19 protein-coding genes are annotated in these 25629 nt (G+C 65.8%); 14 read left to right on the top strand and 5 right to left on the bottom strand.

The window, feature by feature from the left end; translation table 11 throughout:
• Nucleotides 1-16: 16 nt before the first annotated feature.
• Both Ga0102493_RS09270 and Ga0102493_RS09265 read left to right on the top strand, forming a co-directional pair.
• Nucleotides 17-1549: a phospholipase D family protein gene (locus Ga0102493_RS09270; protein ID WP_161490051.1), complete on the top strand. Its 1533-nt coding sequence runs from the start codon at nucleotides 17-19 to the stop codon at nucleotides 1547-1549.
• Nucleotides 1550-1579: 30 nt separating this feature from the next.
• Entirely contained in the window at nucleotides 1580-2284 is a 705-nt protein-coding gene (locus Ga0102493_RS09265; protein WP_034900969.1) for a VIT1/CCC1 transporter family protein, read from the top strand.
• Nucleotide 2285: 1 nt separating this feature from the next.
• Here Ga0102493_RS09265 and Ga0102493_RS09260 read toward each other — a convergent pair whose 3' ends face one another.
• Both Ga0102493_RS09260 and Ga0102493_RS09255 read right to left on the bottom strand, forming a co-directional pair.
• Nucleotides 2286-2897, bottom strand: a complete 612-nt coding sequence (locus Ga0102493_RS09260; RefSeq protein ID WP_034900973.1) for a response regulator transcription factor — start codon at nucleotides 2895-2897, stop codon at nucleotides 2286-2288.
• Nucleotides 2894-3949 carry an ATP-binding protein gene (locus tag Ga0102493_RS09255; protein WP_051697568.1) on the bottom strand — a complete coding sequence of 352 codons (1056 nt, stop codon included), beginning with the start codon at nucleotides 3947-3949 and terminating at the stop codon, nucleotides 2894-2896. The genes Ga0102493_RS09260 and Ga0102493_RS09255 overlap by 4 nt, the downstream gene beginning before the upstream one ends.
• A gap of 80 nt (nucleotides 3950-4029) precedes the next feature.
• On the opposite strand from Ga0102493_RS09255, the gene Ga0102493_RS09250 reads away from it, so the two are divergent.
• Nucleotides 4030-4614: a GNAT family N-acetyltransferase gene (locus Ga0102493_RS09250; protein WP_236922194.1), complete on the top strand. Its 585-nt coding sequence runs from the start codon at nucleotides 4030-4032 to the stop codon at nucleotides 4612-4614.
• Here the strand turns inward: Ga0102493_RS09250 and Ga0102493_RS09245 are convergent.
• Together Ga0102493_RS09245 and Ga0102493_RS09240 are read right to left on the bottom strand one after the other, a co-directional pair.
• The gene (locus tag Ga0102493_RS09245) at nucleotides 4611-5873 is read right to left on the bottom strand and encodes a glutamate-5-semialdehyde dehydrogenase (RefSeq protein WP_034900976.1); all 1263 of its coding nucleotides are present in this window, start codon (nucleotides 5871-5873) and stop codon (nucleotides 4611-4613) included. The two genes, Ga0102493_RS09250 and Ga0102493_RS09245, sit on opposite strands and share 4 nt — an antisense overlap.
• 45 nt (nucleotides 5874-5918) lie before the next feature.
• Nucleotides 5919-6665: a pyrroline-5-carboxylate reductase family protein gene (locus Ga0102493_RS09240; protein ID WP_051697570.1), complete on the bottom strand. Its 747-nt coding sequence runs from the start codon at nucleotides 6663-6665 to the stop codon at nucleotides 5919-5921.
• Nucleotides 6666-6898: 233 nt separating this feature from the next.
• Between Ga0102493_RS09240 and proB the strand changes: the two genes are divergently transcribed.
• The 10 genes from proB to Ga0102493_RS09190 all read left to right on the top strand — a co-directional run bounded on the left by proB (nucleotide 6899) and on the right by Ga0102493_RS09190 (nucleotide 24059).
• Entirely contained in the window at nucleotides 6899-8044 is a 1146-nt protein-coding gene (gene proB, locus Ga0102493_RS09235) for a glutamate 5-kinase (RefSeq protein WP_034901818.1), read from the top strand.
• 234 nt (nucleotides 8045-8278) lie between these two features.
• Nucleotides 8279-9271 (top strand): DUF11 domain-containing protein, encoded by a 993-nt coding sequence (locus tag Ga0102493_RS09230; RefSeq protein ID WP_034900981.1) that lies wholly within the window; start codon nucleotides 8279-8281, stop codon nucleotides 9269-9271.
• 30 nt (nucleotides 9272-9301) lie between these two features.
• Nucleotides 9302-9820 carry a hypothetical protein gene (locus Ga0102493_RS09225; protein ID WP_051697572.1) on the top strand — a complete coding sequence of 173 codons (519 nt, stop codon included), beginning with the start codon at nucleotides 9302-9304 and terminating at the stop codon, nucleotides 9818-9820.
• Nucleotides 9821-9921: 101 nt separating this feature from the next.
• Nucleotides 9922-10953 carry a DUF11 domain-containing protein gene (locus tag Ga0102493_RS09220; protein ID WP_034900985.1) on the top strand — a complete coding sequence of 344 codons (1032 nt, stop codon included), beginning with the start codon at nucleotides 9922-9924 and terminating at the stop codon, nucleotides 10951-10953.
• 68 nt (nucleotides 10954-11021) lie between these two features.
• Nucleotides 11022-16163, top strand: coding sequence for a hypothetical protein (locus tag Ga0102493_RS09215; protein ID WP_236922336.1), 5142 nt, complete (start codon nucleotides 11022-11024; stop codon nucleotides 16161-16163).
• The gene (locus Ga0102493_RS09210; protein WP_081845522.1) at nucleotides 16160-18280 is read left to right on the top strand and encodes a proprotein convertase P-domain-containing protein; all 2121 of its coding nucleotides are present in this window, start codon (nucleotides 16160-16162) and stop codon (nucleotides 18278-18280) included. Before Ga0102493_RS09215 ends, Ga0102493_RS09210 begins: the two co-directional genes overlap by 4 nt.
• Nucleotides 18281-18333: 53 nt before the next feature.
• Nucleotides 18334-20013, top strand: a complete 1680-nt coding sequence (locus Ga0102493_RS09205) for an acyl-CoA dehydrogenase family protein (protein WP_051697577.1) — start codon at nucleotides 18334-18336, stop codon at nucleotides 20011-20013.
• A 65-nt stretch (nucleotides 20014-20078) separates the two neighbouring features.
• Nucleotides 20079-20822: a trehalose-phosphatase gene (otsB, locus tag Ga0102493_RS09200; protein WP_034900990.1), complete on the top strand. Its 744-nt coding sequence runs from the start codon at nucleotides 20079-20081 to the stop codon at nucleotides 20820-20822.
• A gap of 16 nt (nucleotides 20823-20838) precedes the next feature.
• On the top strand, nucleotides 20839-22644 hold the full coding sequence (locus Ga0102493_RS09195; RefSeq protein ID WP_034900992.1) for a glycoside hydrolase family 15 protein: 1806 nt from the start codon (nucleotides 20839-20841) through the stop codon (nucleotides 22642-22644).
• Entirely contained in the window at nucleotides 22641-24059 is a 1419-nt protein-coding gene (locus Ga0102493_RS09190) for an alpha,alpha-trehalose-phosphate synthase (UDP-forming) (protein WP_034900994.1), read from the top strand. Before Ga0102493_RS09195 ends, Ga0102493_RS09190 begins: the two co-directional genes overlap by 4 nt.
• 26 nt (nucleotides 24060-24085) lie before the next feature.
• On the opposite strand, the gene Ga0102493_RS09185 is transcribed toward Ga0102493_RS09190, so the two are convergent.
• Nucleotides 24086-24574, bottom strand: coding sequence for a response regulator transcription factor (locus Ga0102493_RS09185; protein WP_051697579.1), 489 nt, complete (start codon nucleotides 24572-24574; stop codon nucleotides 24086-24088).
• A gap of 211 nt (nucleotides 24575-24785) precedes the next feature.
• Here Ga0102493_RS09185 and Ga0102493_RS09180 point away from each other — a divergent pair, with 211 nt between their 5' ends.
• Nucleotides 24786-25589 (top strand): tyrosine-protein phosphatase, encoded by an 804-nt coding sequence (locus tag Ga0102493_RS09180; RefSeq protein WP_051697581.1) that lies wholly within the window; start codon nucleotides 24786-24788, stop codon nucleotides 25587-25589.
• Nucleotides 25590-25629: the final 40 nt, after the last annotated feature.

Raw genomic sequence — 25629 nt, 5'->3', positions numbered from 1 at the left:
GAAAGGAGCAGGCGGCGTGCTGGGCAAGCTCGCGATAATCGCAGGGGCCGTCGTGGTTGGGGTGGTCGTGCTGCGCCTTGCCTACGGGCTGCCGCCCAAGCCCGCCGAAACGCCCGAACCCGCCCCGTCGGGCGATCCCGATGGCGCGCTTCACCGGCTAGTCGGGATGCGCGACGACGAGCATGGCTCGGCGATCCAGCCGCTGCGCGAGGGTAAGATAGCGTTTGCCGCGCGGCTCATGCTGATCGACCGCGCGGAGCGCTCGATCGACGTCCAGTATTACATCTGGCACGACGATCTCACCGGCCTTCTCACCCTTGAACGGCTGCGCGCGGCGGCCGATCGCGGAGTTGCGGTGCGGCTGCTGCTCGACGATCTCGGCGTGTCCCGGCTCGACGCGGTGCTTGCCGAACTGAACGCCCATCCGAACATCGAGGTGCGGCTCTACAACCCGTTCGGCCTGCGCTGGCCGGTTCCGGTCAATTACCTGTTCGATTTCGTCCGCCTCAACCGCCGTATGCACAACAAGGCGATGACTTTCGACCGGGTGCTCACGATCACCGGCGGACGGAATATCGGGGACGAATATTTCGACACCGGGGACGAGCCCGCTTTCGTCGATCTCGACGCAATCGCCGCCGGCGATGCGGCGGAGGCGGTGGCGGACGATTTCGCGGATTACTGGGCCTCGCGCTCGGCCTATCGGCTGGAGCGGGTCATCCCCGGCGAGCGCCACCAGCGCGGCGCGCTCGACCGTGCGCTTCAGGTCGTGTGCGACAGCGAGGAATACCGCGATTACGCCCGCGCGTTCGAAACCGATCCCGCGATCCGGGCGATCAGCGGAGGCGAGCTCGATCTCGAGCCTGCGCGCGCGAAACTCGTCAGCGACATTCCCGACAAGACGCTCGGCAGTGTGCTGTCGGGCCACCTGCTGGTGGGAAAGCTCGCCGGGCTGCTTGACGAGGTGGAGGAGAGTTTCGACCTCGTTTCGCCCTATTTCGTCCCGGGCAAGAGGGGCACCGACGAATTCCTGCGCCTCGCCCGGCGCGGTGTGCGGGTGCGGGTGCTGACCAATTCGCTTGCCGCCTACGACGTGCCGCTCGTCCATGCGGGCTATCGCAAGTATCGCCGCCGCCTGCTCGAAGGGGGGATCGAACTCTACGAACTCAAGGCGCGTTCCTCTCCGCCTGCGCGGCGATCGGATGCGGGCGCGATCGGGTCGAGCGGATCGAGCCTCCATGCCAAGACCTTCGCCGCCGATAGTCGCACGGTCTTCATCGGGTCGTTCAACTTCGATCCCCGCTCTATCTGGCTCAACACCGAGATGGGCCTCGTCATCGCAAGCGAGCCGATCGCGCGCAAGATCGAGCAGGTGCTGGCGCAGGAATATACCCGGATCGCCTATCGCGTATCGCTCGACGAGCGCGGGCGGATGCGCTGGGAAGACCCGGAAACGGGCGCGATCCTCTACCGGGATCCGGACAGCAGCCTTGCCCAGCGCACGCTGATGCGCGCGCTCGGCCTGCTGCCGATTGAATGGCTCCTCTAGCTTGCGGCTTCGTGCTAGGCCGGATGCACTATGACCGATACCAGTTCGCATCCCGACGATCCGCATTTCGTCAACCGCACCGGCTGGTTGCGTGCCGCGGTGCTGGGAGCGAATGACGGGATCGTTTCGGTCGCCTCGCTGATCGTCGGGGTCGCCTCCGCCTCGCCGTCTCGTGATGCGGTGCTGGTCGCTGGCGTTGCAGGGCTTGTCGCGGGCGCGCTGTCGATGGCGGCTGGCGAATATATCTCGGTTTCCTCGCAGGCCGATCTCGAACAGGCCGATATCCGCCGCGAGAAAGTCGCTCTTAAACGCATGCCCGAGGAGGAATTTGCCGAGCTCAGGGCGATCTACGAGGGGCGCGGCCTGACGAACGAGACCGCCGACCTCGTCGCGCGCGAACTGACCGAGCACGATGCGCTCGATGCGCATCTGCGCGATGAGCTTGGGCTGAGCGATGCGATGAGCGCTAATCCGTTGCAGGCGGCGCTGGCGTCGGGGCTCACTTTCAGCAGCGCCGCTGCCATCCCATTACTCGCGGGCTGGCTTTCGCCGGTGGGCGTGATCATCCCGGTCGTCCTCGGCGTGTCGGTGTTCGCGCTGGCGCTGCTCGGCGCGCTCGGCGCGCGGGCCGGGGGGGCGCCGGTCTTGCCCGCAGTGGTGCGGGTCGTGGTGTGGGGCGTGATCGCCATGGCCGTGACCGCCGCGATCGGCTCGCTTTTCGGGGTGAGCGTCTAGTTCAGCACAGCGCCCGCTCGCGCGCGAGCATTGCGGCATGGGTCCGGTTGCGCGCGCCAAGCTTGCGGCAGATCGTCTTGACGTGGAGCTTGATCGTCGGCTCGCGCAGGCCCAGGTCGCGCGCGATTTCCTTGTTCGCAAGGCCCTCGCACAGGCGCGAGAGTACTTCGCGCTCGCGCGGGGAAAGGCCGATATCGGGGCTGCCCTGGTCGGGCTGCTGCCGGATCATGTCGAGCGGCATGTAGGTCTCGCCCGCCGCCATGAAACGGATCGCATTGACGACCGAGCGCGCGGGGAGGGTCTTGGGCAGGAATCCCGCGGCCCCGCAGGCGAGCACCTTTTCCGCGACGCCCACCGGGGCCATGCCGCTCATCAGCGCGACCGGAGTGCCGGGTACTGCCGCGATCGCCTTTGCCAGCCCGTCAAAGCCGTTCATGCCAGGCATCGCATAGTCGAGCAGCAGCAGGTCGAAGCCCTCCTCCCCCGCGACCAATTCCAGCGCGGAGGGAAGGTCGGCGGCGGTAACGACCGAAAAGCCGCCCTCCGCTTCCAGGTAAGAGCGCAGAACATCGCGCAGCAAATCGTGATCGTCTGCGATCAGCACGCGGGTCATGGCGTCCTCCTGCGAGCATTGGCGATGGCAAGCCGCGCCGAGGCGACAAGCGAATCCATGTTGGCGGGCTTGCCCAGAACCACATCGAACGGTTCCGCCTCGCCCGCGCGCCTGCCATAGGCAAGCGGTATCGCGGTGAGCAGGAGCAGCGGAAGATCCTCGCGGATAGCGCGCAGCGCGCGGGCGAGGTCGGGCCCGTTCATGCCCGGCATGTCGTAATCGGTCACGACGAGGTCGAAGGCCTGCGGGTCTTCCTCGATTGCGGCGATCGCGTCATCGGGATCGAGGCACGGGGCGGGCTCGGCGCCCGCGCGTTCGAGCATCGCGACGATGGTGTCGACCACGGCCGGGTTGTCGTCGACCACCAGCACGGCCTTGCCCGCGAGCATGTGCCCGTCGAGCGGGCCGGGGGCGGCGAGCGTGTTGGGTTCCTCGGCTCGCGGCTTGGGCGGCCAGAAGACTTCGAACAGAGTGCCTTCGCCCGGCGTGCTCTCGACCGTGATCGCGCCGCCTGCACCTGCAACGATCCCTGCGACCACCGCGAGGCCGAGCCCGGTCCCGGCTTCTCCCTTGCGGGTATAGAACGGTTCGAACACCTGCGCGAAATCGTTCGAGGCGATGCCGCAGCCCGTGTCCCGGACCCGGATGAGCGCGGCCTCTTCGGGCATTTCACCGACCATGAGCTTTCCTTCCGGCCCGATCGCACCAACCGGCGCGATGGTGAGCGCGATGTTTCCTTCTTGGCCCGGCACAAGCGCGTCGCGGGCATTGAGCGCCAGGTTCAACGCGACCTGCATGACTTCGGTCGCGTCGGCATGGACGAGGACCGGCTCCTCGGGCGCCTCGAAGGCGATGCGGTGGAGCGGATCGGCCATGCTGGGCGCGACGAGATCGCGCACGCTTGCAAGAATCACCCGCAGGTCCACCAGCTTGGGTTCGGATTCGCGCCGCCCGAGCGAGAGCATCTTGCCGACGAGCCCGGCGGCGGGCCAGTCGGCACAGGGTCTCGCCCTCTCGCGCGACGAGCCCGATGCGGCAACGACGCTCCTCATCCCGACTGAGCCTGCTTGAATGCGGCGCGCGTCGGCGGCATCCTCGCGGCTGCGCCCATCCGGCGCGGGAGGCTTGCCCGGTGATCATCGAGACGAAGCTTAACGACGGCACGCCGATCTGCATCCGCACCGTCACCCGAGAGGACGAGGCGCGGCTGCGGTCGGGCATTGCGCGCCTGTCCGCTCATTCGCGCTACCTGCGCTTCTTTTCGGGGATGCGTGAGCCGCCTCAGCCGGTGATCGATGCGCTGCTGGAGGTCGACGGGCACCGCCATATCGCCTGGGGCGCGATCCGGACCGACCTTGCCGATCGCCCCGCGCTCGGCGTGGTCCATGCCTTTCGCGATGCGGACCGGCCCGATCGGGCGGAGTTTTCAGTCGCGGTGATCGACGAGTATCACGGGCTCGGCCTCGCGCGCCTTCTGACCGCAACGCTGCTTCATGCCTGCAAGGCCGAGGGGCTGGAGACGCTTTCGGTCAGCATCCTGCCCGAGAACGCCGGAGCGATCCGGCTCACCCGCCTGCTTGGCGGGCACCGGACCGATCCGCGGGGCGAAGTCGCCGAATTCGACATCGATATCGACGAAGCGCTCGAAAGCCTGCGCCGCGACGGGGCGCCGCAGGGCCTCGGCGCGGTATTCGATGCGTTCGCGCGGGAGGGTTAGGGCCGGGTCTGACCGTCGCCCTTCACGACATATTTGAAGCTGCACAATTGCTCGAGCCCGACAGGGCCGCGCGCGTGCATTTTGCCCGTCGCGATGCCGATTTCCGCGCCCATGCCGAATTCGCCGCCGTCGGAAAACTGGGTCGAGGCGTTGTGCATAACCACCGCGCTGTCGATCGCGGTGAGGAAAGCGCGTGCAGCGCCCTCGTCTTCGGTCAGGATCGCATCGGTGTGGCCAGATGTGTGCGAGGCAACCCATTCGATCCCCTGCTCAAGGCCGGGCACGACCTTGATCGAGGCGATCTTGTCAAGGAATTCGGTGTCGAAATCTTCTTCGGTGGCCGGCTTGACGCGGGCATCGATGCCGACCGCAGTCGCATCGCCGCGGAATTCGCAATCGGGCATGGCGTCGAGCAGCATCGGGATCGCCTTTTCGGCCACTGCCTCGTCCACCACCACGCTTTCCGTCGCACCGCAGATGCCGGTGCGGCGCAGCTTGGCGTTCTTCGTAACCGCGACCGCCTTTTCGAGGTCGGCGGCTTCGTGAATGTAGCTGTGGCAATTGCCGTCAAGGTGGAGGAGCGTCGGAACCTTGGCCTGGTCACGCACCAGTTCGACGAGACCGCGCCCGCCGCGCGGTATGACGAGATCGACGAGGCCGACGGCGCGAAGGAGTTCGGCCACCGCCTCGCGCGAAGTGGTCTGGACGGTCTGGACCGCCTCGACCGGAAGGTTCGCCGCTTCGAGTCCGGCCTGCATGCAGGCGACGATTTTTCGCGTCGAATGGCGGCTTTCCGAACCGCCGCGCAGGATCACCGCATTGCCCGATTTGAGGCACAGCGCGCTCGCATCGGCGCCGACATTGGGGCGCGATTCGTAAATCATGCCGATGACCCCGATGGGAACGGCGATCCGCTCGATGTGGAGGCCGTTGGGACGCTCGAACGTGGCGAGCACGCGGCCGACCGGATCGGACAGCTCGGCGATTTCCTCGAGCGCCTTGGCCATGCCCTCGATCCGGCCTTCGTCAAGCATCAGGCGATCGATGAAGCTGTCGGGCTTTTTCCCACGCACGCTCTCGACGTCTTTCGCATTCGCGTCGATCAGTTCGGAGGTCGCCTCGCGCAAAGCCTTCGCCGCCTCGCGCAGCGCGGTGTTCTTCGCCTCGGTCGAGGCGGCGCGCAGCTGTCGCGAGGCGGTTTGTGCGTTGTTGCCGAGCTGGGTGATGTGGATGCGGGGATCGAGATCCTGGCCGGTCATGTCGTCTATCCTTGTGTCTTTATGGGGGTGGGGCGGCCTTCGTTCTCAGCGCAGTTCGACCGCGCGATCATAGGCCGCTTCGAGAGTTGCGGAAAGGAGGGCGGATAATTCGCCCTTGCCGTTGAGAGCATTGAGCCCGGCGGCGGTCGTGCCGCCCTTGCTTGTCACCGAATTCCGCAGGGTTTCGAGTTTTTCCCCGCTGCCTGCAGCCATCGCGACGGTGCCCTGCAGCGTGCCGAGCACCATTGCGCGGGCCTGATCCTCGTCGAAGCCCAGGGCCATCGCCGCCTCGGTATAGGCGCGGGCAAGTTCGAAGACATAGCCCGGCCCCGAGCCTGCGACCGCCGTGAAACGGTCGATCGCATCCTCGTCCTCCACCGTTATGACGGTGCCGGTGCGCTCCATCATGGCGCGTGCATGGGCGAGCTGGGCTTCGGTCGCGTCCTCGCTGGCGCACAGCGCGCTGACGCCTGCGCCGATCGCGGCGGGCAGATTGGGCATGATGCGGATGACGGGCTTGCCGCCCGACACTTTCTTGAGCCGGGCGATCGAACAGCCGGCGGCAATCGACAGGAGATAGCCTTTGCTTGTGAACATGTCGGAATAGTCGGGCATGACCTCGTCGATCATCTGCGGCTTGATCGCGGCGACGATGACGTCGAACTGGCGATCAGCGACCTCTTCGCGCTTTTCGTGGAGCGCAACGCCTTCGGGCGCGCTGTCGAGGAAGGGGTCGACGATTGCGAATGCCTCGTCCCCGCGTTTCCAGTTTTCGAGCAGCGCCCCGCCCATCTTTCCACATCCGACAAGTAAAATGTTCACAGCGTTTATTAGCCCTCAAGTATTAGATTTTAAATTTTATATCAGATGACGAACAGGTTAACCTTCACGGAACCGTAAGAAAATCATCCTAGATGCATCGCGCGAGCCTGCTGTTGCAAAATTGTTTTGCGCATCCGGTTGTGCGTTGCACAATTTGTAACTAGATGGAGCGCACGGAATTTCAAGCAGAAATGAGGGCATGCGTGTCAGGAAGAAAGAGAGTTGTCGTCAAGGTCGGATCGAGCCTGCTCGCGAATGAGGATCGGCTCACGCCGCGTTTCGGGTTCATGCAGCGCCTGCTCGAAGACATCGCGCGGCTGCGCGACGAAGGCTATGATGTGATCCTGACCTCTTCGGGCGCGGTCGCGCTCGGGCTCAACACGGTCGGGGTGACCCGGGAAAAGGCAGGCGTCAGCGACAAGCAGGCCGCAGCCGCCTGCGGGATGCCGCTCCTGCTTAACGCCTACAAGCAGGTCGGTCACGAATACGGCCTCGAGATCGCGCAGATCCTGCTGACGTTGGGCGATTTCGAGGATCATCGCCGTTTTCTCAACACCCGCAATACGGTCAACCGGCTGCTCAAGTCGCGGATCATGCCGATCGTGAACGAGAACGACACGATCACGACCGAGGAAATCCGTGTCGGCGACAATGACCGGCTCGCGGCCAAGATCGCGCAGATGGTCGAGGCGGATCATTTCATCATGCTCACCAGCGTCGACGGCCTGTATGACCGCGATCCTTCCGAGGAAGGATCGCAGCTGGTCGAGGAACTGACCGACGTGAACGACTACCTCGAGGCCGCCTCGGGCATTTCCGCACTCGGTTCGGGCGGGATGCTGACCAAGCTGCAGGCCGCCAACATGGCGCAGAATGCGGGTTGTACGACCTACATCGCTAATGGCGAGGCCGATTACCCGATTACCTCGGTGATGCATGGGGAGCGGCGCTGCACGGTCTGCATCGCCAATGCCGCCCCGGATTCGCTGTGGGAGACGTGGCTCGCCGACCGGCTTCAGCGGGCGGGCCTGCTCGTCATCACCGACGAGGCGACTGCGCGGATCGATCAGAACGAACCGATCAAGCGCGAGGACGTGGTCGAGATGGACGGCGATTTCTCCCGCGGTGACGTGCTCCATATTTACGACAGGGAAGGCAACGAACTTGCTCGCGGCCTGTCGGATTTCACTTCGGACGAGACGCGGGTGATGATCAACAACCAGGACATGCCCGCCGACAAGCTGCTAGGCTACCAGACGAGCGGCGAGATCATCAGGCCGGAAAACCTCGTCGTGCTGGAAAACCGCCATCTGCCCTGGGAAACGCCGAGCAGCGTTGCAACCAGCTAGGTTTCGCGCAAATCCCCGGGACGCCGAAAGCTACCCTGCCATTCAAGGGATGCTCCGCAAGGCCTGTCGTCTTGCGGGGCATTTTTCATGAGCGAAACGCAAAATAAGCAGGCGGTGCAACCCCTTAACCAATCCCCTAGAGGCTGAGTCAGGCATCGGAAATCCAGGTTTCCCGCCATTTGAGCGGCATTGGCTAACGGGTTACTAACCAATTCTCGGTAGCCGTGCTTAGGTATGAATACCAAGCACGGCTACCGCCGGATCTTCGCCGCCATGCTTGCGGTGCCGATCGTGCTCGCGCTTGTTCCAACTTCTGCCGCACGCGCACAATCGGTCAGCGCCGGGACCCTGATCGAGAACACCGCGCAGGCCACGTACGAAGATGCGGGCGGTCCGCGCACGATCAGCTCGAACACCGTATCGCTGCGCGTCGACGAACTGCTCGAGGTCACCCTTACTTCGCTCGATTCTGGCGCTCTCGACGTAGGGCCGGGCGAAGCGGTGCTCGCTTTTGAACTGACCAATACGGGAAATGGCCCGGAAAGCTTCGAACTGATCGCCAATCCGGCGGTGGCCGGCAATGATTTCGACGTCAGGATCGACGGGCTTGCCGTGGATACCAACGGCAACGGCACCTACGATCCGGGTGTCGACGAGATCCTCACCGCTCCCGAGACCACGCGCGAGCTGGCACCGGGCGAAGCCATCACCGTTTTCGTGCTCGCGACCGTGCCGGACGGCATCCCCGACACGGCCGAGAGTGAAGTCGAACTCACCGCCAATGCCGCGACGGGTAGCGGTGCTGCGGGCACCGTATTCGCGGGTGCGGGCGACGGGGGCGGGGATGCCGTCGTCGGCACGACCGGCGCCTCGGCCCCGGCGCTCGGCCGGATGCAGGCGGGAGTGGCGAGCGTCGAGCTGACCAAGGCGGTGAGTGTGTCGGACCCATTCGGCGGGACCAGCGCCGTCGCGGGCTCGATCGCGACATTCACCATCACCGCGAATGTTTCGGGAAGCGGTTCGGTCGACGAACTCGTCGTCAGCGACGCGATTCCCGCAGGCACGACCTACGCGGCCGGAACCCTCACGCTCGACGGGGCCCCGCTGACCGATGCGAGCGACGCCGACGCCGGCAGCGCCTCCGACGCGGACGGCGTGCGGGTCGATCTCGGCACGGTCGCCGCCGGGACCGGCCACACCATCGCGTTCGATGTCGCAATCAATTGATAATGCTTGGAAAGATAAAGGCTCAGGACCATGAAATTGCTTGGAAACATTATGATGTCGCTGGCCGTCATCGCGGCTCTGTCGGCACCTGTCGCAGCGCAGGATGACCAGGGCACAGCCGCAGCGCAGGCGGCCCCGGCCAAGGCCAATCCGGTCACGCTTACCGGTGACGTGAAAGCGGTGAAGACGGTCACCGATGCGAACGGCATCGAAACCGTGCAGCTCGTACAACCCGAGGTCATCGTGCCCGGGGACCGGGTGATCTTCGGGACCGGCTACGCCAATGACGGTGCCGAGCCGGTGACCGATTTCGTCGTCACCAACGCCGTTCCGGGCGCCGTGCGCCTTGCCCCCGATGCCGATCCGGCGCTGGTCGTCTCGGTCGACGGGGGCAAGAGCTGGGGCGTGCTCGCCGACCTGACCAGTCGGGGCGAGGACGGAACGGCGCGGGCCGCCACCCATGCCGACGTCACCCATGTCCGCTGGACGCTCGAACGCATCGCGCCGGGCGAGACCGGGCGGCTGGAATATCCGGCGATCATTCGCTGACGAGGCAGGCACGAGATCTTCCGCCCGCAAGGGCGGATGCCAGCCGCCAAGCCTTGCGGGCGGCGTAATCGACGCGGGGCACACGCAGAGGACCAGTAGAAATGAGACCAACCGCCCAATTGCTGGGTGCGGTGAGCGCGTTTGCGCTTGTCGCAATGTCCAGCGCTCCGGCAATCGCCGCCGGCACATCCGCCGGCGTCGACATCACCAACACCGTCACCGTCCAGTACCAGGTCGGCGGCGTCCAGCAGAACGACGAAACGGATTCCGACACCTTCACGGTCGACCGCCGGGTCAATGTCACGGTCGCCTTTACCGGCGCGGGCAACACATCGGTCACGCCGGGCGAAGAGAACGCCGTGCTGGCTTTCGACGTCACCAACCTGTCGAACGATGAGGTCGACCTCGATCTCACGACCGCGCTGACCGGCGGGACGGGAGCCAATATCGGCAGTTTCGAGATCTATCTCGACAGCAATGACAACGGCGTGCTCGATGCGGCAGAACTGACCGCCGGTGCGATCACGACGCTCGATGACGTCGCCGAGGATGAAACCGTCGCGGTTCTCGTGGTGGCCGATATCGGTCTCGACGCGGTCAATGGCGACCTGTTCGATGTCGTGCTGACCGCCGATGCGACCGACGATTCGGGCAATCCGCTCGTCGATACCGCCGGGGCCAACACTTCGGGCATCGATACCGTCCTGTTCGACGGCGCGGGCGAAACCGACGCTGCCAATGACGGTGCCTTCTCGGCGCTCGGAACCTATGAAGTCGCCGGTGCGCTGGTGACGGTGGCCAAGTCGAGCTCGGTCGTGTCCGATCCGGTCAACGGGACCACCAATCCCAAGGCAATCCCCGGTGCGACGATCGAATACTGCATCACCGTCGCCAATGCGGCCGGCGGTGCGACAGCGACCGATGTCGACGTGATCGACGATCTGCCCGCGGATGTGAGCTATGTCACCGGTTCGACCTTCGTCGATGGTGATGCGAACTGCGAGAACGGCACGTCGGGCGGCGCGTTCAGCGCCGGCACGGGTCCGGGCGGTCTCGATCAGGTAACCGGCTCGCTCAGCGACATCGCGGCGGGCGGCACACGCTCGCTCTATTTCCGGGTCACGATCAACTGATCCCGATCCGGACCTAGACTTTGCGTGGTGTCCCCTCTCTGAGGCGTCTGGCAGCAGCACTCGCATTGGTGCTGCTGCCATTCGTCGTGCCCGGAGAGGGGACACGCGCGCAGGATCGCGCTGGCGGCGAAACCGCCGAGACGATCCGGACCGTAACCAATATCGCTGAAGCCAACTGGCGCATTCGCGGCGTTACGGCAGGCACGCAAAGCAATGAGGTGACCGTCGAAGTCACCCTGTCGCCTCCTGAAATCCGCGCCTTTCGCGACTCCTCGGGAAGCGCCGTGGAACTCACGTTCCGAACGCCGGTCTGCAATGTCGCGGGAGAGGGCGCACAGGACGCCTCGAGCGTCGGCTCGGGCGTGGCGAGCGGGAATGCCGCTCCGCTCAGCGTTCAGGTCGAACAGACACAAGTGCTGCGAGCCGGGCAGGACCTGTTCTTCGAAGTGCGCGCCAGCGCTGCCAACACCGACTCCGGCGCCGTCGAACAGATCGATGTCACCATAACCACCTCAAGCGGCGATACCGAGCGCGTGGTCGTCTTCGAAACCGGGCCCGACACGGGTGTCTTCGTGGGGCAGATCGAAACGCGGCGGATGCCGCCCGCACCGATCGCGGGCGATTGCCGTCTTTCGATCGAGGATGGTACCGAAATCGAGATCGCGGCCCTGCTTTCCGGGTCGGAAACGGTCTTCGTTAGCACGGCTCTGACGGTTCTGGCCGATCCGTTCGGCGTGGTCTTCGACAGCGAGACGGGCGAGCCGGTGGATGGCGCCCGCGTCACGCTGATCGATGATGCGACCGGGCAGCCCGCGACCGTCTTCGCGTCTGATGGCGTCACGCCCTGGCCCTCGAGCGTCGTTTCCGGCGCCCCGCTTGCCGATGGGGCGGGACGGGTGACGCAAATGGGGCCGGGGGAATTCTGGTTTCCGCTTACCGAGCCGGGACGATACCGCATCGAGGTCGAGCCGCCCGCACCCTATGCCGCGCCCTCGGCGGTGCCGCCGGACCTGATCGCCCGGCTCACGCGGCCCGGCGGAGGCAGTTTCGCGGTGAGCGAAGCTTCCTACGGAGCAGCTTTCGCGCTCGGCAATGAAAGCGCTCTCGAGGTCGACATTCCGCTCGACGCGCCGAGCCTCGAACTCGCTCTCACGAAGACCGCTTCGCGCCAGCGGGCGATGCCGGGCGACGTCGTGTTCTACACGCTCAATGTGCGCAATGCGGACCCCTCTCGGATCAAGCGTGATGTCGTCGTCACGGACACGCCCTCGCGCTGGCTGAGACTGCGGGCAGGCAGCGTGCGGATCAACGGCGAAGCGCGAGAGGACGCGGTCGGTTTCGCGCCCGATGGAAGCGCTCTCACCATCGCGCTCGGCGATCTTGCCGGGGGTGAGACGGCGCGGATCGTCTACGCGGTCAGTGTCAGGCCCGATGCGCCTCCGGGCCGGGCGGTCAACGCAGCGAAGGTCGAAGACGCGCTCGGCCGCATCGCGCGAGCCAGCGCCGCGGTGGATATCGAGCGCGAGACGATCGCCGATCGCATGACCATCATCGGCCGGGTCACCGCAGGCGAGTGCACTCTCACCGATCGGGAAAGGCGCGGAATGCCAGGGGTTCGCGTGATGCTCGAGGACGGCAGCTTCGCCGTGACCGATGCCGACGGGCGCTACCATTTCGAAGGCGTCGTGCCCGGCACGCACGTCGTCGCCGTCTCGCGCATGACACTGCCCGAGGGCGCGAAGCTGGTCGATTGCATCGGCTCGACGCGTAACGCCGGCAGCGCCTCCTCGCGCTTTGCCATCGGGCAGGGCGGCAGCCTTGTCGTGGCCGATTTCCACGCGGTTCTGCCCGCTGGATCGATCGAGGAAACCGCTCCCCCGGTCGAGCTGGTCGCGCGTGTGCGCGGCGAGGGCGCGGAAAGCGGCGAACCTGTCCCGACCGGGCCCGAGATCGCTGCAGCCGCCGCCTCCGATCCGGGCGACAAATGGCTCGCTCTGGGCGACGGGGAGGACGGCTTTCTTGCCCCCGCCGTCGACGCCAATCCGCGCGCGCCCGCGATCCGCGTCGCCGTGCGTCACCGGCGCGGTCAGAAGGTCGTCCTCAAGATCGACGGCAAGGACGTCGACCCGCTCTCCTTCGACGGGACCGAGACGCCCGAAAGCGGGAAGTATGCGGTCAGCCTGTGGCGCGGCGTGCCGCTGGTCAACGAGCGCACCGTGCTCGAGGCGCAGATCATCAATTCCTTCGGGATGCCGTCCAAGAGCTTCACCCGCGAAGTCTTCTTCACCACGCGGCCCGCGCGGGTCGAACTGGTGCCCGGGCAAAGCAGCCTTGTCGCCGACGGCCGCACGCGTCCGGTCGTCGCGGTGCGGGTGCTCGACCGCAACAACCGCCCCTTGCGCGAAGGCGTATCGGGCAATTTCACTCTCAATGCGCCCTATGAAAGCGCCGATCAGCTCGACCGCCAGCAATTGAACCAGCTCACCGGCATCGCGCCGGGCCAGGCGCGCTGGGTGGTCGAAGGCGATGACGGGATCGCGCGAATCGAACTCGCGCCCACGATGGTGAGCGGGTCGCTGCAGCTCGATTTCACCTTCGACGATGGCGAGATCGCGCGCCGGCAGGAGCTCGAGGCCTGGATCGAACCGGGCGACATCGAATGGACCATCGTCGGCCTTGCCGAAGGCACGGCCGGTGCGCGCTCGGTGGCGGACAACATGGAGCGCAGCGGGCGTTTCGACAGCGACCTTGGCGACAACGCCCGTGTGGCGCTTTATGCTAAGGGCAGGGTGCTTGGGAAATATCTGCTGACGCTCGCCTATGACAGCGCCAAGCAGCGCGAGGACCAGCGCCTGCTCGGCACGCTCGACCCGCAGGCCTATTACACCGTTTTCGCCGATGCCTCCGCGCGCCGGTTCGATGCGGCGAGCCGCGAGAAGCTCTATGTTCGTATCGAGACCTTGACCTTCTATGCCCTCTACGGAGATTTCCAGACCGCGTTCAACCAGACTCGGCTCGCCCGCTACAACCGCACCGCGACCGGCGTGAAGGGTGAGGCGCGGCTAGGTCAGGTGAAGGCGCAGGGCTTTGCCGCCGAAATCGCGAGCCTCCTGCGCCGCGAGGAAATCCAGGGCCAGGGCATCACCGGCCCCTATGAAATCGGCAGCCGCCGGATACTTCCCAATTCGGAGCGCGTCGTGCTGCAGGTCCGTGACAGGTTCCGTTCTGAACTGATTGTTTCGGAGACCGAACTGTCGCGCTTCATCGATTACGACATCGACCTCCTTTCGGGCACGATCACTTTTCGCGAACCGATCCTGAGCCGCGACGAAAATCTCAATCCGCAGTTCATCGTGATCGAATACGAGACCGCCGGGCAGGGCGAGGCGAGGCTCAATGCGGGGCTTCGCGCCGATTGGACGAGCGCGGACGGGAGCGTGCGGATCGGTGCGAGCGCGATCAGCGATGCGGGGTCGGGCGCGACGGGCGAAGCGCGGACCGATATCGGCGCGCTCGATGTGCTCGCCCGGATCGGGACCGGCACGGAAGTGCGCGCCGAACTCGGCGTCAGCCGCCGCGAGGGCGACAATGCCACGGGCTGGCTGATCGAAGCCCAGCACCAGACCGGCAGCCTCGACCTGCTCGCCTACGCCCGCGAGGTCGAGGCCGATTACGGCGTCGGCCAGCAGAACGGGGCCGAGGTCGGTCGCCGCAAGGTCGGTCTCGACGGGCGCGTGCGGCTGGCCGAGGATCTTACCCTGCTCTCAAGCATGTGGCAGGATGACAGCCTGATCGATGCCAGCCGGCGCCGCGCCGCCCAGGGGCAGATCAACCTGACGCGGCGTTCGACCGATCTGCGCATCGGCATCACCCATTTCGACGACCGGCTTGCCGACGGGACGAACAACACGTCGACTGTGCTCGAAGCCGGCGCGACGCAGCGCCTGATGGATAACCGGCTCGAACTGTCGGCCGCGACCGCCATTGCGCTGGACGACGCGGAAAGCATCGATCTGCCCGCCCGCCACCGGGTGGGCGTGCGCTATGCCATCACCCAGGATGTCAGGATCGTGGGAACTTACGAAATCGCCGACGGAGCGAATATCGATTCGCGCCAGCTACTCGGCGGGATCGAGACGACCCCGTGGCGCGGCGGCCAGGTCGTTACGTCCATCGGACAACAGACCATCGGCGAGCTCGGCGTGCGCTCCTTTGCCGCCTTCGGCCTTTCGCAGACGCTGCAGGTGACGCCCGAACTGACGCTGGATGCGACTCTCGACGGCAACCGGACGCTGAACGGCGCGCCGGATACGAGCGATCTGGTCAATCCGCTCCAGCCCGCGGCAAGCGGGGGGCAGCTTACCGGGGGGCAGCAATTCGAGGATTTCACCGCCGTCACTTTTGGCGGGGCATGGCGCAAGGATCGCTGGAGCCTCGTCGCGCGCGGCGAATACCGCGACGGCGAACAGGCCGACCGGATGGGCGTGACCTTCGGCGCGATCCGCCAGCTGGGCGCGGGCAGCATCGTCGGTTCGGGCGCAACCTGGACCATGGCTGAAACCCGCAATGGCGCGTCGAGCGAGATCTTCGATGCCAGCATCGCCTTCGCCCATCGTCCCGATGCGTCCGAAGTTGCCATGCTCGGCAAGCTCGAATTCCGCAGCGACGCGATCGAGGATGCGGTGGCCGGGCAGGCGGGGGCGGCCGGGCGCACCGCCCTTGTGGTGGACGGGAACTCGGTGACGCGCAGGCTTGTCGGGAGCGTTTCGACCAACTGGTCGCCGCGCGGCTGGGAAGCGGATGAAAGCGGCCTGCGTCAACAGGTCCGCCGCGACGAATACACGCTGTTCCTGGGCGCGCGCTACAATTTCGACCGCTTCGAGGAGACCGAATTTTCAGGCACGACGCTGATCGCGGGGCTCGATGCGCGGATCGGACTCGGTGAAAGTTTCGAGCTCGGCGCGAGCGCGAGCGTGCGGACCAACATCGAAGACGAAGTGACCGATTTCGCCTATGGTCCGACGATCGGTTTCTCGCCGGTGGAAGGCATGCTGCTCACCGTGGGCTACAATGTCGACGGCTTTCGCGACGGCGATTTCGCCGCCGCTCGCAACACCGACAAGGGCGTGTTCGCGGCGGTGCGAATGAAGTTCGACAACGATCTCTTCGCCTCGCTCGGCAACGCTCTCGGCATCGGGGGGCGGCGATGAAGCGGGGGAGCGGCGCCAACGAGGTAAACCGGGCGTTTACCATGTCCTCCTATGCCGGGCGAATGGACCGGGAGGGCTGGCAACGCCGTATCGAAATGCTCGTCAGGGGCGCGCTGCGTATCCTGGTGGTGGCCCTTTGCATGGCGTTCGCGCAGCCCGTAATGGCGCAGGCCGTGTTCACCTATTCAGTGAACGACAACGCCGCGCTCAACGAGGACACGCCCTGCAGTTCGCCGCTCGTGCGGACTTTCTCCGTCACCGACAGCTTCATCGTCGGCGATGTCGATTTCGGCTTTTTCGCCCGCCATTCCTGGCGCGGGGACATCCGCGTCACTCTCGAGGCGCCCGATGGCACCCGGGTTCAACTGGTCGACGGGGATGCCACTTCCACGAGCGGCAACAATCTCAATGCCCTGCTCGACGATGACGCTGTGGTGGAGGTCAATTCGACCGATCCGACCGGAAACCAGTCGACCACCAACCCGCCGCCCTTTGCCAACACGTTCAGCCCGAATTCGCCGCTCGCCGCTTTCATCGGCGTGTCCAGCGCGGGGACGTGGCGGATGGAGGTGTGCGACGTCTTCCCGGGCGCGGATGACGGACGCTTTCGTTACGCCGAACTGCGGCTGACCTCGCTGCCGGACGATTTCGCCGACCTTTCACTGACCAAGTCGCTTCTTGGTGCGCCGCCGGTCTCGGGCGGGACCGCGACGTGGCGGCTGACCGTGACCAACGCGGCCGGCTCGCCCGTATCGGCGAGCGGGATCGTCGTGCGCGACACCCTGCCGGGCGGCTTCGCCTTCGCCAGCGCGAGCGGGGATGGCAGTTTCAATGCGGTGACGGGCGACTGGACGGTGGGAACGCTTGCCCCGGGGCAGAGCGCGCTCCTGACCCTTTCGGGCACGATTGCCGCGGGAGCGGGAAGCCTTGTCACGAACACCGCGGAAATCACGGCAAGTTCGGTGATCGACATCGATTCCACGCCCGGCAACGCGCTCACTTCGGAGGACGACTACGCTGTCTCGAGCTTCACCGTGCAGAGCGGGCGCGCGCCCGGGGTCCCGCCGATGCTGTCCTGCCCGGCCGGATCGGCCATTTTCGACTGGGACACGATCGCCGGCTGGACGCCGGGCAGCCTGAGCAATTCATACGCCTTCGGATCGTTCGGCACGATCGCCTTTGCACTGAGCAATGACGGCGTGTTTCTAAACAACCCGACTTTCGGAGGTCAGTCGCCGACCGTCGACGATGCCTTTACCGGCGGGCTTTCAGTGCCCGAGGGGAGCCTCGTCATGCTTGCCGACCAGGCGAACCTTGCGGGCGAGGTGGAGCTTGTGATCACGCTGCCGCGCGCCTTTACCGGAATCCAGTTCAACATCTTCGACATCGACTTCTTCGGCGGCCAGTTCGCCGACAATGTCACCGTCATCGGGCAGCTCGCAGGAAGCTCGGTTCTGCCCACGCTTACAAACGGCAACGCCAATTTCGTCAGTGGCAATGTCATAACCGGCGACGGCGGCTCCGACACCGACGAGGCGCTGGGCAATGCCGTCGTCACCTTCAACCAGGCGGTCGACACGATCGTGATCCGCTACGGCAATACGAACACCGCGCCGGGCGACCCCGGCCAGCAGGCGATCGCGATCCATGACATTGCCGTGTGCAATCCCTTTGCCCGGCTTTCGGTCAGCAAGGTGAGTTCGGTGCTGTCCGATCCGGTCAACGGCACCACCAATCCCAAGGCGATCCCCGGTGCGATGGTCGAATATCTCATCACTGTCGCCAATACCGGGACCGATCCGGCCGATGCGGACAGTGTCGTGGTGATCGACAACGGCCCGGCCGATGCCAAGATGTGCCTGATGGCGCGTTCGGCAGGTCCGGTCATCTTCGCCGACAGCGGCGGGGCATCGGGACTTTCCTACAGCTTCTCAGGCCTTGCGCAGACGGGCGACGATCTCGAATTCTCGAGCGATGACGGGTCGTCCTGGTCCTATGCGCCAAGCGCCGACGGGGATGGCTGCGATACCGGGATTACCGATTTCAGGGTCCGCCCCGGGGGAGCCTTCGCCGGCGGGCAGTCGTTCACGCTGACCGTTCGATTCATGGTGGAATAGTTCGCGCAAAAGGGAGTGCCAACCGCCCGCCGGCTCTGCTAGCTGATGAACTCATGAGCGACTGGATCGAATGTGCGAACGATGCCGCTGCGGCGGCGCGGGATTTTGCGGAAACCGTGCGATTGCGGGTCCACGAACGGGTGGCGCCGGGGGGGCATGTTGATGCGGACCTTGTCACCCTCGAGCAGCACGCAGTCCATGGCTTCGCCTGGATCGCCGCGACCACGGCCGCTCTCGAGGCGACGGTGGACTGGGCGAAGCGGGCCCGCTCGCAGGGGCATTTCGGACGCGTGGAAGAGCTCACGCTGCGCATCGGTTTCGGCGAATATTGCGTTCAGCTCGTCTCCGGGGTGCCGATGAGCGCGGGCGAGATCGTGCGCCAGCAGGCGTTGGGCGTCTCGGTCGAGGCGGCTGCCATGGCGAGCGATCCGGCGGTCGCGCGTTTTCTGAAAGACGGCAACACCCCTGAAACCCGTGCCGAATTCGCCGCCCTGCTGGCCGAAGGCGCGCGCCCCGATGAGGGCCTGGGCGACGAAACGCTCGACCTCGTGCGGGCGCAGTTCCGCGCCTTTACCGCCGACCGCATCGCGCCCCATGCCCATGGCTGGCATCTCGCCGATGCGCTGATCCCGGCCGAGGTGATCGCTGAAATGGCGCAGCTTGGGGTGTTCGGCGTGTGCATCGACGAAAAGTACGGCGGGCTCGGTCTCGGCAAGCTCGCCATGTCGGTGGTTTCGGAAGAGCTTTCGCGCGGGTGGATCTGCGCGGGGTCGCTGGGTACGCGCTCGGAAATCGCGGGCGAGCTGATCGGCGAGAACGGGACCGAGGCGCAGAAGGCGCACTGGCTGCCGCGCATCGCCGACGGTTCGGTTCTGCCGACCGCGGTCTTTACCGAGCCCGACACCGGCTCCGACCTTGCGAGCGTGCGTACCCGCGCGCGGCGGCAGGCGGACGGGACCTGGCGGGTCGACGGGGCGAAGACATGGATCACCCACGCCGCGCGCGCTGATCTCATGACGCTGATTGCCCGAACCGATCCCGACGCCCCGGGGTACAAGGGGCTCTCGATGTTCCTCGCCGCAAAGACGCGTGGGAGTGACGCCGATCCGTTCCCCGACCCCGGCATCGACGGGAGCGAGATCGAAGTGCTCGGCTATCGCGGGATGAAGGAATATGCGCTCGGCTTCGACGGTTTCGCGGTCGCCGGGGACGGCCTGCTAGGCGGTGCCGAGGGGCAGGGCTTCAAACAGCTCATGCGCACGTTCGAGGGGGCGCGCATCCAGACCGCCGCGCGCGCCGTCGGCGTTGCGTGGAACGCTTTCGACCTGGCGCTCGATTACGCGATGGGTCGCAGGCAGTTCAGCGAACCGCTGACCGCCTTCCCGCGCGTGGCAGACAAGCTCGCTATGATGGCGACGGAAACCGTGATGAGCCGCGAGCTTACCTATTACGCCGCGCGGGCCAAGGACCGGGGTGCGCGCTGCGACATCGAGGCGGGCATGGCGAAACTTCTCGCCGCGCGCACCGCCTGGAGCGCCGCCGATAATGCGGTGCAGATCCATGGCGGGAATGGCTACGCGCTCGAATATCCAATCAGCCGGGTGCTGTGCGATGCGCGCATTCTCAACATCTTCGAGGGTGCGGCCGAAATCCAGGCGCAGGTTATCGCGCGCGGCCTGCTCGCGGCGCAGGCGCCGCCGCGCGAGGCCGAACCTGTCCGGCAAAGCGCCTGAGGCGGCATTGTGACGGCCCCGCGCTTTTGTTGACGCTCGGGGCGAAGCCTTTATGCACGAGGCCCATGAATTCCGGTCTCGCACAGCGCTCTCCACCCCGGCTCGCCGACCTGCTGGACGACGGCCCGACCGCGATTTTCCTCGATTTCGACGGCACGCTGGTCGAGATCGCGCCCGGACCTGACGCGATCGAACCCCGTGCGGGGCTGGCTGCAGCGCTCGGCGCGCTCGCCGGGCGGCTCGACGGGCGGCTCGCGGTGATCAGCGGGCGCGCGATTGCCGATATCGAGCGGCATATCGGCGCGCTCGATGTTGCCGCCGCCGGATCGCATGGCACCGATATCCGTACCGCATCGGGCGATGCGCTGGGAGAAGGGCCGGCGGGACTGCCCGAAGAAATCTCCACCGCGCTGAGGGGTTATGCCGAACGCGAGGGCCTTTCCTACGAAGCCAAGCCCCATGGCGGCGCACTGCATTACCGGTCCGTGCCCGAACGCGGCGAGAATGCGCACGCCTTTGCGAGCGACCTCGCCGACAGGCATGGCTGGAAGGTGCAGGGCGGCAAGGACGTGGTCGAGCTGGTCGCGCGCGGGGCGAGCAAGGGCGGCGCGGTCGAGGCGTTCATGCAGGCCGATCCCTTCGCGGGCGCGCGACCGTTCTTCATCGGCGACGATCTCACCGACGAAGCGGGTTTCGAGGCCTGCGAGGCGCTCGGCGGGGCCGGTATAATCGTCGGCGAGCGCGAACCGACCGCGGCGACCTATCGCCTCGCCGGCGTTCCCGCGGTTCACGCCTGGCTCGGACTTTGAGAGGGGGACAGTGAGCATGGCGGAACCGAATCTCGAACTGTGGCCGATCGGCAATTGCCAGGTCTCCGGCCTGATCGACGAGACCGGCGCGCTCGTGTGGGGATGCGTGCCGCGGGTCGACGGCGATCCGATCTTCTGTTCGCTGCTTGACGGCAAGGAGCGCAGCGAGGGCATCTGGCGCTTCGAACTCGAGGGGCAATGCTCGGCGCGGCAGGAATATATCCGCAACACGCCGCATCTCGTCACCACGCTCGAATCGAAGAACGGCGACGCGATCGAGATCCTCGATTTCTGTCCCCGCTACGAACGTTCGGGCCGGATGTATCGCCCGGTCGCCTGGGTCCGCATCGTGCGCCCGGTCAGGGGCAATCCGCGGGTGCGCGTGGTGCTCAAACCCATGCGCGATTACGGCGCTCGGCCCGCCGAAACGACCAACGGGACGAACCACATCCGCTATCTCGTCGGCGATCAGGCGCTGCGCCTGTCGACCGATGCGCCGGTCGGCTACATCCTCGAAGGGCGCAGCTTCCGGATCGAGGAGGACACCCATTTCTTCCTTGGCCCAGACGAGCCTTTCGGCGGAAACCTGCGCGAGGACGTGCGGGCGATGGAACAGCGCAGCCGCAAGTACTGGCAGCGCTGGACCCGGATGCTGGCGATCCCGCTCGAATGGCAGCAGGAAGTGATCCGCTGCGCGATCACGCTCAAGCTGTGCCAGCACGAGGAAACCGGCGCGATCGTCGCCGCGCTCACCACGTCGATTCCCGAAGCGCCGCATTCGGAGCGCAACTGGGACTACCGCTACTGCTGGATCCGCGATTCCTATTACACCGTGCAGGCGCTGAACCGGCTGGGCGCCCTGGACGTGATGGAGAAATACCTGCGCTATCTGCGCAACATCGTCGATTCCTCGCGTGGGGGGCAGATACAGCCACTCTATTCGGTGATGGGCGAAAGCGAACTCGACGAGGGCACGGCCCAAGCGCTCGAGGGGTATCGCAGCATGGGGCCCGTCAGGCGCGGGAACGCAGCCTACACCCAGATCCAGCACGATTGCTATGGCCAGATCGTGCTGCCGATCGCGCAGGGTTTTTTCGATCACCGCCTGCTGCGTCCGGCGACAGAGCATGATTTCGAAAATCTCGAACAGGTCGGCAAGATGGCCTGGGCGATGCACGATCAGCCCGATGCGGGGCTGTGGGAATTCCGCACCCGGACAGAGGTCCACACCTATTCCGCAGTGATGTGCTGGGCGGCCTGCGACCGGCTCGCCAATGTCGCGGCGCATCTCGGCAAGGCCGACCGCGCGAAAGTGTGGCGCGAGCGGGCCGAGAGCATCCGCGCCGCGATCGAGGAACGCGCGTGGAAGGACAATGGAAAGAGCCAGTTCGGGGCCAGCCATTACGGCGCGAGCTTCGAGAGCGACTATCTCGATGCGAGCCTGCTGCAGATGGTCGAACTGCGCTTCCTTTCGCCCGATAACGAACGTTTCCAGCAGACCTTTGCCGCGATCGAACAGCACCTGCGGCGCGGCGATCACATGCTGCGCTATGACGCCGAGGACGATTTCGGCGCGCCCGAGACCGCCTTCAACGTCTGCACCTTCTGGCTGATCGAGGCGCTCCATCTCGCCGGCCGCGACGAGGAGGCGCGCACCCTGTTCTGCACCATGCTCAGCCATACGACGAAATCGGGCCTTTTGAGCGAGGATCTCGATTACGAAACGGGCGAATTGTGGGGGAACTTCCCGCAGACCTACTCGCTGGTAGGGGTGATCAATTGTGCAGGGCTTCTTTCGAAACCCTGGAGCGAGGTGAGGTGAACGCGGAAGGCCAGAGGCTAGTCGTCATATCGAACCGCGTCGCGGTGCCCAAGGCGCGCGGGGCCGCCGGGGCGCAGGGCGGCCTTGCCGGAGCGCTCAATTCCGCTCTCGGCGAGCGGGGCGGGGTGTGGTTCGGATGGTCGGGCGAAGTCGACGACGATCCGGCTGACAATGTCCATCTCCACCGCGCCGAGGACGTCACGACCGCGACGATCGACCTCACGACCCGCGAACTGGGCGAATATTACAACGGCTATGCCAATGAGACGCTGTGGCCGCTGTTCCATTACCGCATTGATCTTGCCCGCTTCGAGCAGCGTACGGGCGAGGGCTATGAACGCGTGAACGAGCGTTTCGCGACCAGCGTCATGCCGCTGATCGATGCGGACGATCTCGTCTGGGTGCACGATTACCACCTCATCCCGCTGGGCGACCGGCTGCGCGAGCGCGGGGCCAAGAACCGGATCGGGTTTTTCCTTCACACGCCCTGGCCGCCGACGCGCCTTTTGACCTCGCTGCCCTATCATGAGCGGCTGGTGCGCACGATGCTGGCCTATGACCTGATCGGATTTCAGACCCGCGAATGGCTGTCGAGCTTCGTCCACTACTGCGAGACCGAGCTTGGCGCGAGCGTCGACAAGTGCACGGGAACGATCCGCTTCGAGGGGCGCGAAGTGATCGCCCGGGCCTATCCGATCGGGATCGACTGGGACCATTTCCAGGCCCAGGGCGAAACCGGCGAGGCGCGACAGGCCGAACAGCGCCTGCTCGCATCGACCCGCCACCGCACCGGGATGATCGGGGTCGACCGGCTCGATTATTCCAAGGGCCTGCCCGAAAGGATCGACGGGATCGGCCGCTTCTTCGACCAGCACCCTGACCGCACGCGCGACCTCGTCTTCATCCAGATCGCCCCGCCCAGCCGCGAGGACGTGAAGAGCTACCAGCAGATCCGCCAGGTGCTCGAACAGAAGACCGGGCAAATCAACGGAGCGCGCAGCGAAGTCGACATCGTGCCGATCCGCTACGTCAATCGCGGCTACAGCCATGCCGAGCTCTACGGTTTCTTCCGTGCGGCCAAGATCGGCCTTGTCACCCCCTTGCGCGACGGGATGAACCTGGTGGCCAAGGAATATGTCGCGGCGCAGGACCCGGAGAATCCAGGGGTACTGATCCTGTCCGAATTTGCCGGCTCCGCCCTGCAACTGGGGTGTGAGGACGATGACGGAACGGCTCGCGGCGCGGTCCTCGTCAATCCGCACAGCCCCGACGCCGTCGCGAGCGCGATCGCGAGGGCGCTCGACATGCCGCTCGAGGAGCGCAAAAGCCGCTACGAGGCGATGATCGGAACCGTGCGCGACGACAATGTGCAGGCCTGGACCGCACGTTTCTGCGACGATCTCGCCGCGGATTGATCGCGACGGGCAGAACCGGCCATGGGTCAGGCGCGGCGCGTGGCAGGTAGGTATCGCTGCCAGTACGACGCGCTTTCGAGAATATCCTCCGGGCAGGCGATCTCCTCGTAAACCGCCGCAACCGAGACCGGCGCCACGCCGCGTTGGAGCGCGGCTTCGATCCGGGTGACGAGCGCTTCGGGCACGAAGGGCTTGCGGATGAAATCCTGCGCGCCCGCCTCCATCGCGGAGTCTTCGTCGACACCCCTTTCGCAATCGGCCCGCATCGCGGTCAGCATGACCACCGGCAGATCGTAGAACAGCGGCGAGGCGCGAAGCTTGGCGAGGAACGCAAGTCCCGGCATCCCCGGCATGTCCTGGTCGAGCACGACGATATCCGGGCGCCACATATGGACGCTTTCCCAGGCCGCCTCGGCGCTGGCGACGACATGGCTCGGATGACCGGCGGCGGCGAAGGCATCCGTCAGGATCTCGGCGATCAGTTCGTCGTCATCGGCAATAAGAATATGGGCCAATTTCAAGCCTTTGGAATTGGAGCGATGCCCGCGGGCGAATGATCTATCAACGACGCGATCAAGCGGGGATTGGCCGGTGCATGGGGATCAATACCTAAGGGCCCTGCGCGAGGCTGCGCGGTGGCGTGCCATGCACGCCTGTGTAAGGGCGCGCGCCGCGCGCTCCGGGCGGCTTGCCGCGCCCGCGCTCGCCTGTCACCCTGTTCGGGCAATGATTCGCGACCTCCTGCACAATCCGCCGGACGACCCCTTTCTCCCGACTGAGGGTATCCACAACCTGCGCGACTATGGCGGCTATCGCTGCGCCGACGGGGCTCGGGTGAAAAGCGGCGTGCTGTTCCGCTCGGGGCAGCACATGGAGGCATCGGACAGCGATCTCGAGACCATCCAGCGGCTCGGCATCCGGACCGTGATCGACCTTCGAGGAACGTCGGAGCGGACCCGCTTTCCCTGCCGCCGCCACGCCCAGTTCGATGCGCACGTGATCGCCTATGACGGGGAGACGAGCAATTCCCCCCCTCACGAAGGAGGCGGGGGCGCGATCGACATGACCGCCGAAACCGCGCGCGAGCGGATGATGGCGGTCTATACCCGCATGCCGGTCAACCCGGCGATGATCGACATCTTCTCGCGCTATTTCGATGCCCTCGCGACCCGTGAAGGGGCGAGCCTCGTCCATTGTTTCGCGGGCAAGGACCGCACCGGGATCGCGGCGAGCCTGCTTCTCCACGTCCTGGGCGCACACCGCGACGACGTGGTCGGCGAATATCTGCGCACCAATGATGCGCCTACCCGCGAAGTCCTCGAGCGGCAGTCGCTCCCGCGCATGGAGAAGCACTATGCCAGCATCGATCCCGGGGCCATGACCAATCTGATGGGCGTGCTGCCCGATTATATCGAAACCTATTTCCGCGAGGTGGAGCGCATCTCCGGCTCGCTCGACACATACCTCTCCCTGACGCTGGGCGTGGACCCGAAAAAGAAGGCCCAGCTGCGAGAGCGCCTGCTGGCGTGACAAAAGGGCCCTTGGCTCCCATATGCCGCGCGACTGACAC

Origin of the sequence: Erythrobacter litoralis, assembly GCF_001719165.1 — a bacterium.
GTDB lineage: Bacteria > Pseudomonadota > Alphaproteobacteria > Sphingomonadales > Sphingomonadaceae > Erythrobacter > Erythrobacter litoralis.
The sequence above is the reverse complement of the archived record's forward strand: the minus strand, read 5'-3'. Positions and strand labels throughout refer to the sequence as shown.

Coding starts and splice junctions, on each gene's coding strand:
- Ga0102493_RS09265 (WP_034900969.1), top strand. CDS start 1,580: ATGACCGATACCAGTTCGCATCCCGACGATCCGCATTTCGTCAACCGC.
- Ga0102493_RS09260 (WP_034900973.1), bottom strand. CDS start 2,897: ATGACCCGCGTGCTGATCGCAGACGATCACGATTTGCTGCGCGATGTT.
- Ga0102493_RS09255 (WP_051697568.1), bottom strand. CDS start 3,949: ATGAGGAGCGTCGTTGCCGCATCGGGCTCGTCGCGCGAGAGGGCGAGA.
- Ga0102493_RS09245 (WP_034900976.1), bottom strand. CDS start 5,873: ATGACCGGCCAGGATCTCGATCCCCGCATCCACATCACCCAGCTCGGC.
- Ga0102493_RS09240 (WP_051697570.1), bottom strand. CDS start 6,665: ATGGGCGGGGCGCTGCTCGAAAACTGGAAACGCGGGGACGAGGCATTC.
- Ga0102493_RS09230 (WP_034900981.1), top strand. CDS start 8,279: ATGAATACCAAGCACGGCTACCGCCGGATCTTCGCCGCCATGCTTGCG.
- Ga0102493_RS09225 (WP_051697572.1), top strand. CDS start 9,302: ATGAAATTGCTTGGAAACATTATGATGTCGCTGGCCGTCATCGCGGCT.
- Ga0102493_RS09220 (WP_034900985.1), top strand. CDS start 9,922: ATGAGACCAACCGCCCAATTGCTGGGTGCGGTGAGCGCGTTTGCGCTT.
- Ga0102493_RS09210 (WP_081845522.1), top strand. CDS start 16,160: ATGAAGCGGGGGAGCGGCGCCAACGAGGTAAACCGGGCGTTTACCATG.
- Ga0102493_RS09205 (WP_051697577.1), top strand. CDS start 18,334: ATGAGCGACTGGATCGAATGTGCGAACGATGCCGCTGCGGCGGCGCGG.
- otsB (WP_034900990.1), top strand. CDS start 20,079: ATGAATTCCGGTCTCGCACAGCGCTCTCCACCCCGGCTCGCCGACCTG.
- Ga0102493_RS09195 (WP_034900992.1), top strand. CDS start 20,839: ATGGCGGAACCGAATCTCGAACTGTGGCCGATCGGCAATTGCCAGGTC.
- Ga0102493_RS09180 (WP_051697581.1), top strand. CDS start 24,786: ATGATTCGCGACCTCCTGCACAATCCGCCGGACGACCCCTTTCTCCCG.